This is a genomic window from Telluria sp. B2 (assembly GCF_051789535.1).
In the GTDB taxonomy this organism is placed as follows: Bacteria; Pseudomonadota; Gammaproteobacteria; order Burkholderiales; family Burkholderiaceae_D; genus Telluria.
In genome coordinates, this window is the sequence record NZ_CP196525.1 from 579,425 (window position 1) to 596,088 (window position 16,664).

7 protein-coding genes are annotated in these 16,664 nt (G+C 69.6%); 4 read left to right on the top strand and 3 right to left on the bottom strand.

Going from position 1 to position 16,664, the window contains the following annotated elements; all coding sequences use genetic code 11:
- Positions 1-83: 83 nt before the first annotated feature.
- From ACSUZJ_RS02620 to ACSUZJ_RS02630, 3 genes are all read right to left on the bottom strand, one after another.
- Positions 84-1,895 (bottom strand): DUF885 domain-containing protein, encoded by a 1,812-nt coding sequence (locus ACSUZJ_RS02620; protein WP_499413038.1) that lies wholly within the window; start codon positions 1,893-1,895, stop codon positions 84-86.
- A 19-nt stretch (positions 1,896-1,914) separates the two neighbouring features.
- Positions 1,915-3,048 carry a branched-chain amino acid ABC transporter substrate-binding protein gene (locus ACSUZJ_RS02625; protein ID WP_499413040.1) on the bottom strand — a complete coding sequence of 378 codons (1,134 nt, stop codon included), beginning with the start codon at positions 3,046-3,048 and terminating at the stop codon, positions 1,915-1,917.
- Between the two features lie 80 nt (positions 3,049-3,128).
- Positions 3,129-3,614 carry an Lrp/AsnC family transcriptional regulator gene (locus ACSUZJ_RS02630; protein WP_499413042.1) on the bottom strand — a complete coding sequence of 162 codons (486 nt, stop codon included), beginning with the start codon at positions 3,612-3,614 and terminating at the stop codon, positions 3,129-3,131.
- A 139-nt stretch (positions 3,615-3,753) separates the two neighbouring features.
- On the opposite strand from ACSUZJ_RS02630, the gene ACSUZJ_RS02635 reads away from it, so the two are divergent.
- The 4 genes from ACSUZJ_RS02635 to ACSUZJ_RS02650 all read left to right on the top strand — a co-directional run bounded on the left by ACSUZJ_RS02635 (position 3,754) and on the right by ACSUZJ_RS02650 (position 16,595).
- Complete coding sequence (locus ACSUZJ_RS02635; protein ID WP_499413044.1) at positions 3,754-5,715, top strand: aminotransferase class V-fold PLP-dependent enzyme; 1,962 nt, start codon at positions 3,754-3,756, stop codon at positions 5,713-5,715.
- A 183-nt stretch (positions 5,716-5,898) separates the two neighbouring features.
- Positions 5,899-14,451 carry a glycoside hydrolase family 94 protein gene (locus ACSUZJ_RS02640; protein WP_499413046.1) on the top strand — a complete coding sequence of 2,851 codons (8,553 nt, stop codon included), beginning with the start codon at positions 5,899-5,901 and terminating at the stop codon, positions 14,449-14,451.
- Positions 14,448-15,302, top strand: coding sequence for an outer envelope protein (locus ACSUZJ_RS02645; RefSeq protein WP_499413048.1), 855 nt, complete (start codon positions 14,448-14,450; stop codon positions 15,300-15,302). The genes ACSUZJ_RS02640 and ACSUZJ_RS02645 overlap by 4 nt, the downstream gene beginning before the upstream one ends.
- 222 nt (positions 15,303-15,524) lie before the next feature.
- Positions 15,525-16,595 carry a sugar-transfer associated ATP-grasp domain-containing protein gene (locus tag ACSUZJ_RS02650; RefSeq protein WP_499413050.1) on the top strand — a complete coding sequence of 357 codons (1,071 nt, stop codon included), beginning with the start codon at positions 15,525-15,527 and terminating at the stop codon, positions 16,593-16,595.
- The last annotated feature ends 69 nt before the right edge of the window (positions 16,596-16,664 follow it).

Below are 16,664 nucleotides of genomic sequence, written 5' to 3' on the forward strand. Positions count from 1 at the left end.
GCGATCGGTGACATGGCTGAGGCCGTGTCCGAATGTCAGACCTGACCCCAGCTTTTCAGCTTTTGAGCTGCATGGGCAGATGATTACTTACTCGCCGCAATCCACCGATCCACCTTCGCCTCCAGCAGCGACAGCGGCAGCGTCCCTTCACCCAGCACGATGTCGTGGAACTTGCGGATGTCGAACCTGTCACCGAGCGCGCTTTCGGCGCGGCGGCGCAGTTCCATGATCTTCAGCGAACCGATCTTGTAACCCAGTGCCTGGCCCGGCCACACCATGTAGCGCTCGATCTGCGCGCGGGAATCGGCTTCGCTGTAGCCCAGCGTCTCCGAGAAGTACTTGATGCCCTGTTCGCGCGACCAGCCCTTGGTGTGCATGCCGGTGTCGACCACCAGGCGCGCAGCGCGCAGCATTTCGTCGTTCAGGTGTCCAAAGTAATCTTCAGGCTTGTCGAACAGCCCCATGTCCTTGCCCAGGGTCTCGGCGTACAGCGCCCAGCCTTCGGTGAAGGCGTTGTTGCCGCCGAACTTGCGGAAGTTCGGCAGGCCCAGTTCCTGCACCAGGGCGATGTGGAAGTGGTGGCCCGGCTGGCCTTCGTGCAGGAAGAGGGTGACCATGCCGGTGCTGCCGTATTGGCGCGGATCGTTCACGACCGACCAGAACACGCCCGGACGCGAACCATCCACCGCCGGCGGGGTGTAGTGGTCCGATGCCGTGGCGCGGCTCAGTTCGGGCTCGAGGCGCAGGTCGAGCGGGGACTTCGGCATCAGGTTGAACATCGAAGGCAGCTTGGTGCGCAGCTCGGCGTCGAGCTTGCGGTAGACGTCGATGACTTCCTGCTCGGTCTTGAACGGCTTGTATTTCGCCTGCTGAGAGACCCAGGCCGGCAGGCCGGCGGCCGGGCCGTTGTAGCCCATCTTCGGGCCGATGCGGCCGTATTCGCCCTGGATGCGCGCCACTTCCTTCAGGCCGATCTCGTGGATCTGCTCGGGCGTGAGCTTGGTCGTGGTCTGGCTCGCCACGCGCACCTTGTACCACTCGGCGCCGTTCGGCAGGGCATTCCAGCCGGTGCTGGTGCGGGCGGCCGGCAGGTATTCCTTCTCGAGGAAGGTCGACAGGCGCGCCAGCGCCGGGTTCAGCTTGCCGGCAATGGTGTCGCCATACAGCTTGGTGAGACTGCGCTTGTCGGCGTCCGAGAAAGCGGCCGGGAAGTTCTTCACCGGCGTGTAATAGATGCTTTCCTCGGTCGAGGTGGCGACCAGCTGCCTGAACTGGGGCAGGGCGGAGCTCATGACCGACTTAGGATGCACGATGCCGCGCTTGATCCCTTCGCGCATGTTGGCGATCGCCTGGTCGATCCAGGGGCCGAGCTGGGCCAGGCGGCTGGCGTAGGCGCGGTAATCCTTCACGCTGGAGAGCGGCTGGGCGCCCTGGCCGCTGGCGTAGTTCGCCAGCGTCACCGGCAGGCTGTCCATCTGGTTGATCGGCAGCAGGTGCTCGGGGAAGGGCTCGAAGCGCAGCGCCGTGCTCAGCTCGTAGTCGAGGATGTCGTAGCTGGTCTGGTCGCGGCTGTTGAGCTGATCGCGCTTGATCGCGTGCAGGCGCTTCTGGAACGATTTATACCGTGCAAACTGTTTAGCCCGTTCGCTCGGCGCGATCGACATGCCGATCTGGTCGACGAAGCGATTGTCGCCGCTTTCGCTGGCGGACACCGGGTCGAAGCGCGCCAGCGCGTCGTAGTATTCGTCGGCGAGCTTGTTGAGGGCCTTGCCGGCCTGCGGGTTCACGGCGGCCTGCTTGGCCGGCGTGCTGGCCGGCTGATCGGCGGCGAGCGCCGGGGCGCAGGCGATGAGGGTCGCTGCGGCGAGGGCGCCGAGCTTGAAAAGCGGGGTCATGTCGGTGTTTCCTTAATACTCAATAACTAGCCAGTGGCGCCAGTGCGCCGTTCTTGAAGGTGTAGACGGTGACGGTGGTCTTCTTGAGGTTGCCCTTGTCGTCGTAGCCGTAGGTGCCGACCACGCCCTGGTAGCTCTGCGTGCGCAGTTGCTGCGCCACCGCGGCCGGATCGAGGCTGTTCGCGCCCTTGATCGCCTGGGCGATGAACATGGTCTGGTCGTAGAAGGACGGGGCGTAGACGTCCGGGTCGCGCTTGAAGCGCGCCTTGTACTTGCTCAGGAAGGCCGGGCCGTTCGGCTGCCTGGCGATGATGGCGCCGGCCTGGGCGCAGCGCACGTTCTCGCCGACCGCCGGGCCGCCGAGCTTGGCCATCTCCGGGCTGCACAGGGTGTCGCCGCCGAGCAGCGGCACGTTCAGGCCGAGCGCCTTCATCTGGCGTGCCATCGGGGCGCCTTGCGGCGCATAACCGCCGAAGAAGATGGCGTCGACCTTCTTCGCGCGCAGCGAAGTCAGGATGGCGGCGAAGTCGCTAGCCTTGTCGTTGGTGAACTCGTGGCCGGCGACCTTGATGCCGGCGGCCTGCGCCTGGCGCTTGAATTCGGTGGCGATGCCGGTGCCGAAGGCGGTGCGGTCGTCGATCACGCCGACGTTCTTCAGTTTCAGTTCCTTGGCCGCGTAGTTGGCCATCGAGCCGCCCACCTGCGAGTCGCTGGCGACGATGCGGAACACCGTCTTGTAGCCGCTTTGGGTGATCTTCGGATTGGTGCCGACGGTGGACATCAGCGCGCCGGCGTCGTTGTAGACGCGCGAAGCGGGAATCGCGACGCCCGAGTTGTACGGGCCGAGCACGAACTTCACGCCGCCGTCGACCAGTTTTTGCGCCACCGTCACGCCCTGTTTCGGGTCGCCGGCGTCGTCTTCGGACTGCAGCTCGAAGCGCAGGGTTTTACCGGCCACCTTGATCTTCTGGACGTTCAGGTCTTCGACGGCGAGACGCACGCCGTTTTCGTTGTCCTTGCCGGCAAAGGCGTTGGCGCCCGACAGCGGGCCGGTCACGCCAATTTTGACGACCTGTTCCTGCGCGAGCGCAGTGCTTGAAACGCACAGCAGCGCGGCCAGCGCCAGCGGCGCCATGTTCATTTTCGATGGCATCAGCCTGTCTCCGTTAATTGCGAACGGCCGTCATCATCGCATAAATCGGCGCGCTGGTAGCCGGCAGATCAGGCTGCAGCTCAGGCCGCCAAGCCGTGCGCGATCAGCTCCAGCGGCAGGGCGGTGGTGCACTTGATCTGTTCCATCGAGAAGGCCGAGGACACGCCGGTCAGTTGCGCGGTCTTGATCAGCTTCTTGTAGAAGCGGTCGTAGCCCTCGATGTCGGTGGTGGCCACTTTCAGCAGGTAGTCGACGTCGCCGCTCATGCGGTGGAACTCGAGCACTTCGGGCAGGGCGGTGACGGCGGCCGCGAAGCGCTCGAGCCACTTTTCGTCGTGTTCCCGGGTGCGCACGCTGACGAAGACCGTGACCGGCAGGCCGACCTTGTGGCGGTTGACGATGGTGACGCGGCTTTCGATATAGCCCTCTTCCTCCAGGCGCTTGACGCGCTTCCAGCATGGGGTGCTGGACAGGCCGACCTTCTCGCTCAGGCCCGAGATCGACAGCGTCGCGTCTGCCTGCAACGCGGCGAGAATGGCGCAATCAAATTTGTCTAGTGAATTCATTCTATTTATAGCTCACTATTAGAACAAACATGCTTTGTTTTGGATTTAATAAAACGAATTTAGAACGTGTGCTTCGATGCAAATTCGTAACATATTGCTGAACAATAACACGATCCGTGCCGCATTTTTCAGTTTTCTTATGGACGAAGAAATCTACCTCGACGCCAACGCCACTTCTCCGGTCCTGCCGGCCGCCATCGAAGCGGCGCAGGCCGCATTGCAGGTCGATTTCGGCAATCCAAGCAGCAGCCACGGCGCCGGCCTGCGCGCCCGCGCCATCCTCGACGCTGCCCGGGCCAGTGCGCGCCGCGTGCTGGGCGCGGCCACGGGACGGGTGATATTCACCAGCGGCGCCACCGAGGGCATCCAGACCGCCGTGCTGTCGGCCCTGTGCGCGCTGCGCGAACGGCGCGCGGCGGGCCAGGCCTGCGGCGAGCTGCTGCTGTACGGCGCGACCGAGCACAAGGCCGTGCCGGAAAGCCTGGCGCACTGGAACCGCATCCTCGGCACCGGCTTCACCCTGCAGGCCTTGCCGGTCGACGCCACGGGACGCCACCGGCTCGACCTGCTGCGCGAACTGGCGCCGCGCGCCGCCTTCCTGTGCACGATGGCGGCCAACAACGAAAGCGGCGTGGTGTCCGACCTGGATGGCATTGCGGCCGTGCTCGAACAGACCGGCAGCCCCGCGCTGTGGATGGTCGACTGCGTGCAGGCGCTCGGCAAGCTGCCCCTGGCGCTGGAGCGCACGCGCATCGACTACGCACCCTTCTCGGGCCACAAGCTGTATGCGCCGAAGGGCATCGGTCTGCTCTACGTACGCGCGGGCGCGCCTTTCACGCCGCTGATCTGCGGCGGCGGACAGGAGGCAGGGCAGCGCTCGGGCACCGAGAACATGGCGGGCATCGCCGCGTTCGGTGCGGTGCTGCGGGCGCTGGAAGAGGGGAACGCCTTCCGTTCGCACAGTCAGTTGGCGCAAATGCGCGAACGGCTGGCGGCGGCGCTGCGCGCGGCCTTCCCGGACATCGCATTCAACACGCCCTTCGGGCACGCGCTGCCGACCACGCTCAACTTCGCCGTACCCGGCCTGTCGGGCAAGGAGCTGCTCGACCTGTTCGATGCCGCCGGCGTGCGCGTCAGCGCGGGTTCGGCCTGTTCGGCGGCGAAGTCCGCGCCCAGCCATGTGCTGCAGGCGATGGGACTGCCCGACTGGCGCTGCGCCAACGCGGTGCGCCTGTCCTTCGGGCCGCTGGCCGACGAGGGCTTCATCATCGAGGCCTGCCGGCGCATCGCAGGCTGCGCCGAAGCCCTGCGCAGGCTGCCCCTGTCGGCTTCGCGCTGCGGCGCCGGGCGTGCCGGCGTCTACCAGTTCGTCGGCGAGGGCGGCTGGCTGGTGTTCGATCCGGACCGGCGCGAATGCGTGGCGATCGACGTGGCGCCGGCCCAGGCCGGGCGCGTGAGGGCATTGATGCGCCAGCACGGCTACCGCCTGCGTGCAGCGCTCTCCACGGGGCATGACGAGGAGGGTTGCACGGCCTTGCGCGAACGCCTCGACGCCGGCGGCTGGCCGGCCTGCTGCGATGCGGTGCGCATGGACGACGGCGCGGTTGCCGAGGCGATCCGGGTGGGAGGCGAAATGCTGGTGCGCCGTGCAGGTCATCCCGGCTATCTGCTCGGCAGCCTGGAAGACGGCGTGCTGCGGCAGGTGCGGCTGGTGTTCGGCGACGTGCCCGCGCAGGCGGACGCGGTCCTGTGCCGGGCGGTGGGCATCGACGCCGGCGCCAGTGAACATCAGGAAGCGGCCGGGCTGCGCGGCGCGGAGCTGGCGGCGTTCTTCGGCCGGCATCCGGACGCGCTCCTGATCGACGTGCGCGAAGCCTGCGAGCACGAGGCGGGTACGCCGCTGCTGCACGGTCGCGCGGCCTACAGCCTGCCGCTGTCGCGCCTGGCCGATCATGCGTCCTGGCTACGCGACGAGGCGCGGCCGCTGCTGTTCTTCTGCCGCAGCGGGAACCGCAGCCTGAAGGCGGTCCAGACCCTGCAGGGGCTGGGACGCGCGCAGGTGTGGCACCTGGCCGGCGGCCTGGCGCTGTACGAGCGCTGATCAGTCGCCAGGCAACGACGGTCCACCCCCACGTCTGCGCAGCGCCGCTGCAACACCTGCGTTCGTTAGCGCACGGTCTCTCATCCGATGAGGTCTTAGCATGGCGCGAGTCGTGCATCATGCTGCGTTCCAGGCCGGGAAGGCTGCGCAGGAGCGGCATGCACGCTCATCGTCGAGGCCCTGTTGAACGAAGAACCGCATCTTTCGCCCGGCGCACGGCGTGTGGGGCACCAGCCTGTCCGCGCACCTGGCGCCGCGGACGAGGCGCCGCTGCGCGCTGAACCGTTCAGCGCCGCGCAGATGGCGGTGCATGGACGCCAGCTCGCCGCCCGCCACGAGCTGGTGCGGGACGCGCTCCCCGAACGCCTGCTGGCGCGCCTGGCCGTCAATACCGAGCTCATCCATCATGCCTGCGCTTCGCTGATGCGCGCGGCCGGGGCCGGACAGCAGCTCACGCCCGCTGCCGAATGCCTGCTCGACCATTTCCGCCTGATCGACGAGCATATCCGCATCGCGCGCCATGACCTGTCCCCGGGCGAGAGCCGCGCGCTGCCGCGCCTGGCCAACGGGACCGCGCGCATCTACCAGCTTGCGCTCGAAGCCGTGTCCCACGGCGACGGCCGCATCGAGCGGGAGAGCCTGGCGCGCTTCCTTGCCGGCTACCAGGAGGGCGCGCCTTTGACGCTGGCCGAACTCCGGGCCATCCCGGTCATGCTGCGCCTGGCGCTGGTCGAGAACCTGCGCCGCCTCGGCGCGCGCCTGGACCGGCAGCAGGTACAGCGCGCGCTGGCCAGGGACTGGGCCGGCCGCATGATCGAGACGGCCGAACAGCGTCCCGGCGACCTGGTGCTCCTGATGGCCGACGTGGCGCGCGCCGTGCAGCCGATGGACGCCTGTTTTGTCGCCGAACTGGCGCGCACCCTGGAGGGCCAGGGCGGCGCCCTGACCCAGGTGCTGCAGTGGCTGGGCACGCGCCTGGCCGACGAGGAGTCCAGCGTCGAGGCCGCCGTGCAGTCCGACAGTGCCGGCCGCGCCGCCGACCAGGTCTCGATCGGCAACAGCATCGCCAGCCTGCGCCTGCTCGCCGCGATCGACTGGCGCGACTTCCTGGAAACCATGAGCGCAGTCGAGCAGGCGCTGCGCCTCGATCCCTGCGGCGCCTACGGCCGCATGGACGCCGCCACGCGCGCGCACTACCGCCGCGCGGTCGAGCGGCTGGCGCGCCAGTCCGGCCACGGAGAGAACGAAGTAGCCGCCGAGGCGCTGGCGCTGGCCGGGGCACACGGAGCGCCGGCCGCGGCGGATGGCGACGCGCGCATGCGCCACGTCGGCCATTACCTGGTCGGCGCAGGGCTGCCGATCTTGCGCGACAAGCTGGGCACGCGCGTGTCGCCGCCCGGCGCGCTGCGCCGGGCGGCGCGGCGCAGGCCGCTGCTGTCCTGGCTGGGCGCGACCGGCGGCTTCACGCTGCTGTTCACGGCGGCGCTGCTGGTGCACGCCTGCCTGGTCGGCGCCGGCGCCCCGCTCCTGATCATCCTCGGCTTCCTGGCCGCATTCGGCGCCAGCCAGCTCGCGCAGGCGCTGGTGGCCCTGATGGCCGGGCGCCTGGTGGCGCCGCGGCCCTTGCCGCGCATGGACTTCAGCGCCGGCATTCCGGACGACGCGCGCACGCTGGTCGTGGTGTCCGCGTTGCTCGACGGCCAGGAGCAGGCCGCGGCCTTGTGCAAGACCCTGGAGGGGCACTACCTCGCCAACCGCGATCCCCAACTGCGCTTTTGCCTGCTGACCGACTTCGCCGACGCGCCCCACGAAACCATGTTCGGCGACGCCGAGCTGCTGGCCTGCGCACGCGCGGAGGTCAAGGCCCTGAACGCGCGTTATGGTCAGGAACATGGCGCCGGGCCCTTCCTGCTGCTGCATCGTCCGCGCACCTGGAGCGAGGGCGAAGGCGTGTGGATGGGGCGCGAACGCCAGCGCGGCAAGCTGGCCGACCTGAACGCTTTCCTGCGCGGCGGCGCGCGCGAGCGCTTCTCCCTGGTCGAGGGTAGCCTCGACGGCCTGGCGCCGGTCCGCTACGTGATCGCGCTCGACGCCGGCGCCCGGCTGCCGCGCGACGGCGCGCGCGCGCTGGTGGCGGCGCTGGCTCATCCGCTGAACCGTCCCGTGCTCGATGCCGCGGGCAGCCGCGTGGTTGCCGGCCACGGCCTGCTGCAGCCACGCCTGCGCGCCGCGCTGCCCCGTGAGGAGGCCTCGCGCTACCAACGCCTGTGCAGCGCCGGCCCATCCGGACGTATCGCGCCCGAACTGGAACAGGACCTGTTCGGCGACAGCGTCTTCGCAGGGCAGGGCATCTACGAGGTCGATACCTGCATGCGCGTGCTGGACCAGCGCCTGCCGGAGGGGCAGGTGCTGTCGCACGCCCTGCTGGCGGGCTGCTACCTGCGCGCCGGGCTGCTGGACGATGCGCAACTGGTGGTGGACGTCCCGGCGCGCTACAGCGACGCGGTCGCGCGCCGCCACCGCTGGATCCGCGGCGACTGGCAGCTGGCCGGCTGGCTGCGGTCGCGCATCCCGGGTATGGGCGAACAGCGCGAACCGCACCCGCTGCCGCCGCTGGCGCGCTGGCGGCTGTTCGACCGCCTGCGCCGCAGCCTGGTCGCGCCGGCCCTGCTCGGGGCGCTGCTGCTGTGCTGGGCGCTGCTGCCCGAGCCGGCCTTCTGGAGCGGCGCCGCGCTGGCGGTGTTCTTCCTGCCGGCCTTCCTCGGCATGTTCGTCCGCCTGGGCGACAAGCCGCACGACATGCTGTGGCGCCAGCACCTGGCCAACTGGTCGCGCGATGCCCGCATCGCACTCGGCCACGCGGTGCTGGACACCGCCTTCCTGCCGCACCAGGCCTGGTACAGCCTCGACGCCATCCTGCGCGCCGGCTGGCGCATGCTGGTCTCGCGCCGCAAGCTGCTGCAATGGCGCTCCACCAGGCTGGTGCGCTCGAGCACCGACGTGGAATCGAACTGGCGCAGCATGTGGTTCGCGCCCGCGCTGGCGGTGGGCACGGCGGTGCTGCTGACTTTCCTGCATCCCTTCGCCCTGTTCGCGGCGGCGCCCCTGTTGCTGCTGTGGTTCCTGTCGCCGCTGCTGGCCTGGTGGATCAGCCTGCCGCAGCCGCGCAAGGCGCCCCAACTGTCCAGCGAGCAGACACTGTTCCTCACGGCGCTGGCGCGGCGCACCTGGCGCTTTTTCGAGACCTTCGCCGGCCCGCAGGACAACTGGTTGGCGCCGGACAACCTGCAGGAGCATCCGCGCGAAGCGCTGGCCCACCGCACCTCGCCGGCCGGCATCGGCATCGGGCTCTTGAGCACCTTGAGCGCCTGGGACTTCGGCTTCATTGCGCAGTCGGCGCTGCTGGCGCGCCTGCGGGCCGCTTTCGACAGCATGGCCCTGCTCGAACGTCACCGCGGCCACTTCTACCTGGGCTACGACACGCGCACGCTCGCGCCCCTGGCGCCGCTGCGGATCGCGACGGGCGACAGCGGCAACCTGGCCGGCCACCTGCTGACCCTGGCCGCCGGCCTGGAGCAATTGGCGGACCAGCCGATCGCCGACACCCGGCCGCTGGCGGGCATACGCGCCACGCTGCACCTGGTCGAGGAACATGCGGCGCAGGCGCCGCCGGCAGTGCGCGCGGCGCTGGCGGCATGTGCCCAGGCGCTCGGCCCCGACAGCTTGCGCAACGCCGCCACGCTGCCGGGCCTGGTCGACTGCCTGCAGGCGGCCAGCACCGCCGCCACGGCGCTGCTGGAAGTCCTGCCCGAGAACGGCGATCCGGAGCTGCGCGACTGGTGCGCGCGCCTGGAAGAGGGCTGCCGTGCGGCGCATGCCGACCTGCTGGCGCTCGCGCCGTGGATGCGCGCCGTGCACGAGTACGTGCTGGACGCGAGCCTGACGCGCATCCCGACGCTGCGCGAGCTAGCCGCGTTCGCGCCGCCGGCCGGCGACGACGAATCGGCGCGCTCGCTGGCGGCGCTGGTGGAAGAGGGCGCCGCCAGCGCCCGTGCGCGCCTGGACGAGATCGCCCGGCTGGCGCAGCAGGCGCGCGCATTCGCGGAGATGGACTTCGGCCTGCTCTACAACCGCGATACGCAGCTGCTGGCAACGGGCTACGACGTTGCCGGGCACCGCCTGGACGCCGGCGCCTGCGACCAGCTCGCCTCGGAAGCGCGCCTGGCGAGTTTCATCGGGATCGCCCAGGGCCAGCTGCCGCTGGAGCACTGGTCCGCCCTGGGGCGCCAGCTGGGCATTGTCGGCGGCGAGCAGTTGCTGCTGTCGCGCGGCGGGGCCATGCATGAATACCTGATGCCGCTGCTGGTGATGCCGACCTGGCGCGGCACCCTGCTCGACCAAACGTATGCAGCGTTCATCCGGGTGCAGATGGACCATGCGCGCCGGCACGGCATTCCCTGGGGCTTCTCCGACTGCGCCTGCAATACGGTCGACGCGGACCTGCGTTACCAGACCCGCACCTTCGGTATGCCGGGCGCGGGCTTGCAACGCGGCCTGGGCGACGAGCTGGTGGTGGCTCCCTATGCAGCGATGCTCGGCCTGATGGTGGCGCCGGAAGCGGCGTGCGCCAACCTGCAGCGCATGGCGCAGATGGGCGCCGTCGGCCGCTACGGCATGTACGAGGCCATCGACTTTACCGGCGCGCGCCTGCCGCGCGGCGAGAAGCATGCCGTGGTGCGCGCCTTCATGGCCCGGCACCAGGGAATGGGCCTGCTGGCGCTGTCCGACCTGCTGAACGGGCGCCCGATGCAGCGGCGCTTCGAAGCCGACCCGCACCTGCAGGCCGCGCTCCTGCTGCTGCAGGAGCGGGTGCCGCGCGCGGGCGCGTTCGAGGTGGCCGCCATCGAGGCCGGGGCGGGGCGCGCCGCGCCGCCCGAGGCGCAGCCGGCAGCACGCGCGGCGGCACGGCCGGGCAGGTCGCAGCCTGACGTGCAGCTGCTGTCGAACGGCCGCTACCACGTGATGGTGAGCAGCGACGGCGGCGGCTACAGCCGCTGGAACGATCTCGCCCTCACGCGCTGGCGCGAGGACCCGACCAGCGGCGACGCCGGCCTGTCCTGCTACCTGCGCGACCTCGACAGCGGCGCCGTCTGGTCCGGCGCCTGGCAGCCGACCCTGGCCGAGCCCGAGCAGTACGAGGTCGCGTTCATGGAAGGACGCGTTGAGTTCCGCCGCCGTGACCACGGCATCGCGCTCGCCACCGACATCGTCGTGTCGCCCGAGGATGACATCGAGCTGCGCCGCATGCGCATCAGGAACCTGTCCGGCCGCCCGCGCACGATCGAGCTGACCAGCCATGCCGACCTGGTGCTGGCCCCGACCGCCTGCGACGCTGCTTGCGACGACACGCACCCGGCCGCGCGCAGGCAGGCGCTGCACACCGAGTTCCTGGCCGAACACGGCGCCATCCTGTGCACGCGCCGTTCGCGCGCCCAGGGCGGGTCCGCGCCTGTCCTGCTGCACCTGATGACGGTCCACGGCGGCAAGGCCGATGCCCTTTCCTTCGAGACCAGCCGCGCGCGCTTCCTCGGCCGCGGCAACGGCGCGGCGCTGCCGGCGGCGCTGCGCACCCCGGGGCCGCTGGGCGGCACGCAGGGGGAGGCGCCCGATCCGGTGGCCGCGATCCGCCGCGTGCTCACCCTCGCGCCCGACGAGGAGGCGGTGGTCGACCTGGTGCTGGGTGTGGCGGGCGAGCGCGAAGACGCCTTGGCGCTGGCCGCGACCTACCATGACCGCCTGGCCGCCGACCGCGTGTTCGAGCTGGCCTGGACCCATGGCCAGGCGCTCCTGAGCCAATTGGACGCCGCCGAGGCCGACGCCCGGCTCTACGGCCGCCTGGCCGCTCACGTGCTCTACCCGCAGCGCGGGCTGCGCGCCGACCCGGACCTGATTGCGCGCAACCGGCGCGGCCAGTCGGGCCTGTGGCCCTACGCGATCTCGGGCGACCATCCGATCGTCCTGCTGCAGCTGCGCGCCGCCGCGCATCTCGCGCTGGCGCGCCAGCTGGTGCAGGCGCATGCCTGGTGGCGCCTGAAGGGGCTGGTCGTTGACCTGGTGATCTGGTGCGAGGAGGGCGGCGAAGGCCAGGCGCTGTACGACCGGGCCGTGGAGCTGGTCGCGTCCAGCACCCGGGCGCAGGCGGTCGACCGTCCGGGCGCCGTCTACGTGCTCGCCCTGGACGAGGTGTCTTTTGATGACCGGGTGCTGATGCAGGCGGTGGCGCGCGTGATGCTGCTGGACGAACGTGGCAGCCTGTGCGAGCAGCTGCGCCGTGCGGCGGTCTCGACCCCGGCGCCGCCGGTCCCGTATCCGGATGAGCTGTCCGAGACCTGGGAGCTGGCCGCGCCCGCGTCCGCATCTGCGCCGCGCCCGCTAGTACTGGAAAACGGCATCGGCGGCTTCAGCGAGGATGGCCGCGAATACCTTATCCGCACCGGCCCCGGGCAAGCCACGCCGGCGCCCTGGTCCAACGTGCTGGCCAGCCCGGTCTTCGGTTCGGTAGTGTCGGAAAGCGGCCAGGCCGCGACCTGGAGCGAAGATGCGCAGGAAGGCCGCCTGACGCCCCCGTGCGAGGACCCGGCGGGCGACCTGGGGGGCGAAGCCTTTTACCTGCGCGACGAGCACAGCGGCCTGTTCTGGTCGCCGACGGCTCTTCCGGCGCCCTCCGGTGGCAATTACACCACGCGCCACGGCTTCGGCTACAGCGTGTTCGAGCACACGGCGCACGGCATCCAGTCCGAACTGACCAGCTTTGTCTCGCTCGACGCGCCCGTGAAATACACGGTCCTGCGGGTGCGCAACGACAGTACCGGGCCGCGGCGCCTGTCGGGCACCGGCTACGTCGAGTGGGTATTCGGCGCGTCGCGCGCCGGCGCCGCCATGCACGTGGTGACCGGGCGCGACCCGGCCAGCGGCGCGCTGTGCGCGCGCAGCGCCTGGAATGCCGGCTTCTCGGACCGCGTCGGCTTCTTCCACGTCGATGCCGAATCCGCCGCCTTCACCTGCGACCGCCTGGAATTCCTCGGCCGCGGCCGCACCCCCGCGAATCCGGCGGCGCTAGGCCGGTCCTTCCTGTCGGGTGCGCTCGGGGCAGCGCTCGACCCGTGCGCGGCGCTGCAGGTGGCGTTCGAGCTGCAGCCGGGCGAGCAGAAGGAACTGGTCTTCATGCTCGGCGTCGGGGAAGGGGAACACGGCGCCGCCGACGTGGTGCAGCGCTGCGGTGGCCTGGCTGGCGCCGGCGCCGCCCTGGAGCGGGTGCGCCAGTACTGGAACGAGACGCTGGGCGCGGTGCGCGTGACGACGCCCGATCCGGCGCTCGATGCGCTGGTCAACGGCTGGCTGCTGTACCAGGCCATCGCCTGCCGCATGTGGGCGCGCAGCAGCCATGGCCGCTCGGGCGGCGCCATGGTGTTCCGCGACGGCTTGCAGGATGCGATGGCGCTCGTGCACACCTGTCCGTCGTTGCTGCGCGAGCAGTTGCTGCTGTGCGCGGCGCGCCAGTTCGTCGAGGGCGACGTGCAGCGGTGGTGGCATCCGCCGTCCGGGCGCGGCCTGCGCACGCGCAGCGGCAGCGACATGCTGTGGCTGCCGTTCGCGGCCTGCCGCTACATCGCGGCGACCGGCGACCTGGGCGTGCTGGGCGAGCCCCTGCCTTACCTGGAAGGGCGCGTCCTTGAGCCCGGCGAGGAGTGCTGCGTCGACCAGCCGGCCGTATCGACCCGGCGTGGCGACCTGTACGAACACTGCGTGCGCGCGCTGCGCCATGGCATGCGCTTCGGGGCGCACGGCCTGCCCCTGGCCGGCGGCGAAACCGGCCGCGAGAGCGTGTGGCTGGGCTTTTTCATGGCCGACGTGCTGGGATGCTTCGCCGACCTGGCCGAGCGCCGCGCCGACTACGGCTTCGCCACCACTTGCCGCGCGACGGCCCAGGTGCTTGCCGCCCAGCTCGAAGAACACGCCTGGGACGGCGAGCGGTATCGCCACGCCTTGCCTGGCGCCGCCGCGCCCGGACCGACCGGGAACGACGCCGACCTAGCCGGCGCCACCGTGCAGAGCTGGAGCGTGCTGTCCGGCGTGGCCGGCCCCGAACGCGCGGCCGCGGCGATGGCGGCCGTGGATGTATCCGAGGATGAGGGACTGGACGTCCAGGCCGCGATCTGGGCCGCCATGGCGTATGCGCGCCTGGGGCAGGGCGAACGCGCCTGGGAACTGGCGGACCTGGTCAATCCGGTGCGCCGCGCCCTCACGCCGAAGGCCTGCGCGCGCTACGGGGCCGAGCCCTACGTGATGGCGGAACAGCTACATGCAGCTCATCCGCACGTTGGTCGCGGCGGCGGGAGCTGGTACACTGGCTCGGCTGGCTGGATGTACCGGCTGATCGTCGAAACGCTGCTCGGGATCGAGCGGCAGGGCGAGCGCCTGGTGCTGTCGCCGCAGCTGCCCTGCGGGTGGCCGGGCTTTCGCCTGGAATACCGCTACCGCAATACCCTGTACGAGATCGAGGTGCGCTTCGCCGAGGCGGGCGCGCTGCTGGTCGACGGCCGGGCTGCGGAGGGCAACCGGGTGGAACTGGTCGACGACGGCCAGCGCCACCGGGTCGAGCTGCTGGTCGCGCGCCGGCATGGGACCGCCATTGCGGCGGCGAGCGAAGAACCTCAGTCGAAGTCCATTACATGAAGAAAATCACGCTGGCGGCCAGTGCCGCCTTGTTGCTGTCCTGCGGCGCCGCACAAGCCGCCGACTGGAGCGATACCTCGGTCAGCTGGCGCTACGGCACCCGCTTCGCCGAGCCCTACAATCCGGAACACATCAAGAAGCACATCTTTGCCCTGACCCACGCCAGCGGCTACAAATACGGCAGCAACTTCTTCAACGTCGACCTGCTGCAGTCGGACAAGAACGATCCGGCCTCGCTCACCCAGTCCGAGGGCGCCCAGGAAGCCTACATCGTCTACCGCCACACGCTCGACATCGGCGCGCTGCGCGGCACCGAGATGCGCTATGGCCCGGTCAAGGGCGTGGGCGTGACCTTCGGCTTCGACTGGAACACCAAGAACGACGTCGGCTACAACTCGCGCAAGCGCATGCTGGTCGCCGGTCCCACCCTGATGTGGGACGTGCCGGGCTTCCTGAACACCAGCATCCTGCTGCTGCGCGAATCGAACGCCCCGAGCGGCGCCTTCCCGCCGATCTCGACCGTCAACGGCCGCTACACCTATGACACCCACGCCATGCTGTCGGCGACCTGGGGCATCCCGGTGGCCGAGCGCCTGTCCTTCGAGGGCTACCTGAACTTCATCGCCGCCAAGGGCCGCGACGAGGTCGGCAACGGCACCGGCGCCGAGACCAACCTCGACATGGCGCTGATGTACGACATCGGTTCCCACTTCGGCCAGCCGAAGAACCGCTTCCGCCTCGGCGTCGAGTACCAGTTCTGGAACAACAAGTTCGGCAACACGCGCAAGACCACGGGTGGGCAGGGCCAGCGCGCCAGCACGCCGATGGTGCGCGCCGAATACCACTTCTGATCCACTTCTGATCCCGCCGCTGATCCGCTGTTGATCCGTAGCCAGGATGAGGAACACGCTGCAGGGGCTTGCCGGCCCCGGCAGCGTGTTTTTTTCCGGCTATGCGAACCGTACGCTACTTGCACGCCGGAATCGAATAATATATTGGCAATTTTGCGGCCGCGCATAGGCGAGCGATGCGGCCAGCTCCTGACGCCGACGTAGACGAACACTGGATTGTGAATGCAAGTCATCAAAGACATACAGCGCGCCTGGGCGCAACTGCGCGCCGGTAAGGCGGACCAGCCTTACCTGCCGTTCTGGCGCCAGCTCGCCGAGATGAGTGCCCTGTTCCTGGTGCGCCGCATCGGCCCCGGCTACTACCTGCAGGCGCGCTGGTGGCGCACCTCGGTCCCCTTCGCCGACAAGTGGGCGCACGTCAACAAGAAGGAATACAACGAATTCATCGACCGCTGGAACCGCCGTCCCTACCAGAAGAGTTCCCAGCACAAGGTCATCGAAAAGGCGATCCTGCAACTGGTCGGCGTGCCGACCCCGGAGTTCATCGGCTTCATCCATCCCCAGCGCGGCGCGCGCGCCGACGGCCGCGCCTTGCGCAGCCTGGCCGACCTCGAGGCGCTGTGCCGCGAGCTGGCCGGTAAAAAGATCTGCTTCAAGCTGGTGGAGGGTTACGGCGGCGCCGGCTTCTTCGCGTTCCAGGTCGAGGAAAGAGAAGGGCGGCCAGTCTTCGTCCATCCCTTCAGCGGCGAAGTGACGACGCTGGCCGCATGGTGGGACAAGGCCGGCAACAACCGCGACGGCTACATCGTCGAGCACTACCTGCCGCAGCATCCGGTGCTGGCGGCGATCCACCCGAATTCGCTCAACACCCTGCGCATCTGGCTCTACCAGGCGCGCGGCGAGTGCCGCATCGCCGGCGCTTTCCTGCGCGTGGGGCGCAAGGGCAGCCTGGTCGACAACACCAGCAGCGGCGGCATCTTCTGCCCGGTCGATCTGGCGACCGGCACCCTGACGCATGCGGCCAACGCCAAGAATCCGCTCGACACGATGGACGCGCATCCGGACACCGGCGGGCGCATCAGCGGCGTGCAGTTGCCTTACTGGCGCGAATGCCAGGAAGTCGCCATGCGCGCGCTGCAGGCATTCCCGCACGTGAACGTGGCCGGGGTGGACGTGGCGATCGGCGTCGACGGCCCACGCATGATCGAGCTGAACGTGCGCCCGGACCAGATCGGCTGCGCGCGGATCAACCTGCCGCTCAAGAAAGTGGATCGGTGGATGAGTGCGGCCTGAACATTGCCCGATTGCTAAGATTGTATTTTTGTCAAATATAGTGCAATAAGTAGCGCCGGTTGTTATTGC

What these genes read in the sequence shown, in the direction of transcription:
- ACSUZJ_RS02645 (WP_499413048.1), top strand. Translation starts at nt 14,448, where the DNA reads ATGAAGAAAATCACGCTGGCGGCCAGTGCCGCCTTGTTGCTGTCCTGC.
- ACSUZJ_RS02625 (WP_499413040.1), bottom strand. Translation starts at nt 3,048, where the DNA reads ATGCCATCGAAAATGAACATGGCGCCGCTGGCGCTGGCCGCGCTGCTG.
- ACSUZJ_RS02630 (WP_499413042.1), bottom strand. Translation starts at nt 3,614, where the DNA reads ATGAATTCACTAGACAAATTTGATTGCGCCATTCTCGCCGCGTTGCAG.
- ACSUZJ_RS02650 (WP_499413050.1), top strand. Translation starts at nt 15,525, where the DNA reads ATGCAAGTCATCAAAGACATACAGCGCGCCTGGGCGCAACTGCGCGCC.
- ACSUZJ_RS02620 (WP_499413038.1), bottom strand. Translation starts at nt 1,895, where the DNA reads ATGACCCCGCTTTTCAAGCTCGGCGCCCTCGCCGCAGCGACCCTCATC.
- ACSUZJ_RS02635 (WP_499413044.1), top strand. Translation starts at nt 3,754, where the DNA reads ATGGACGAAGAAATCTACCTCGACGCCAACGCCACTTCTCCGGTCCTG.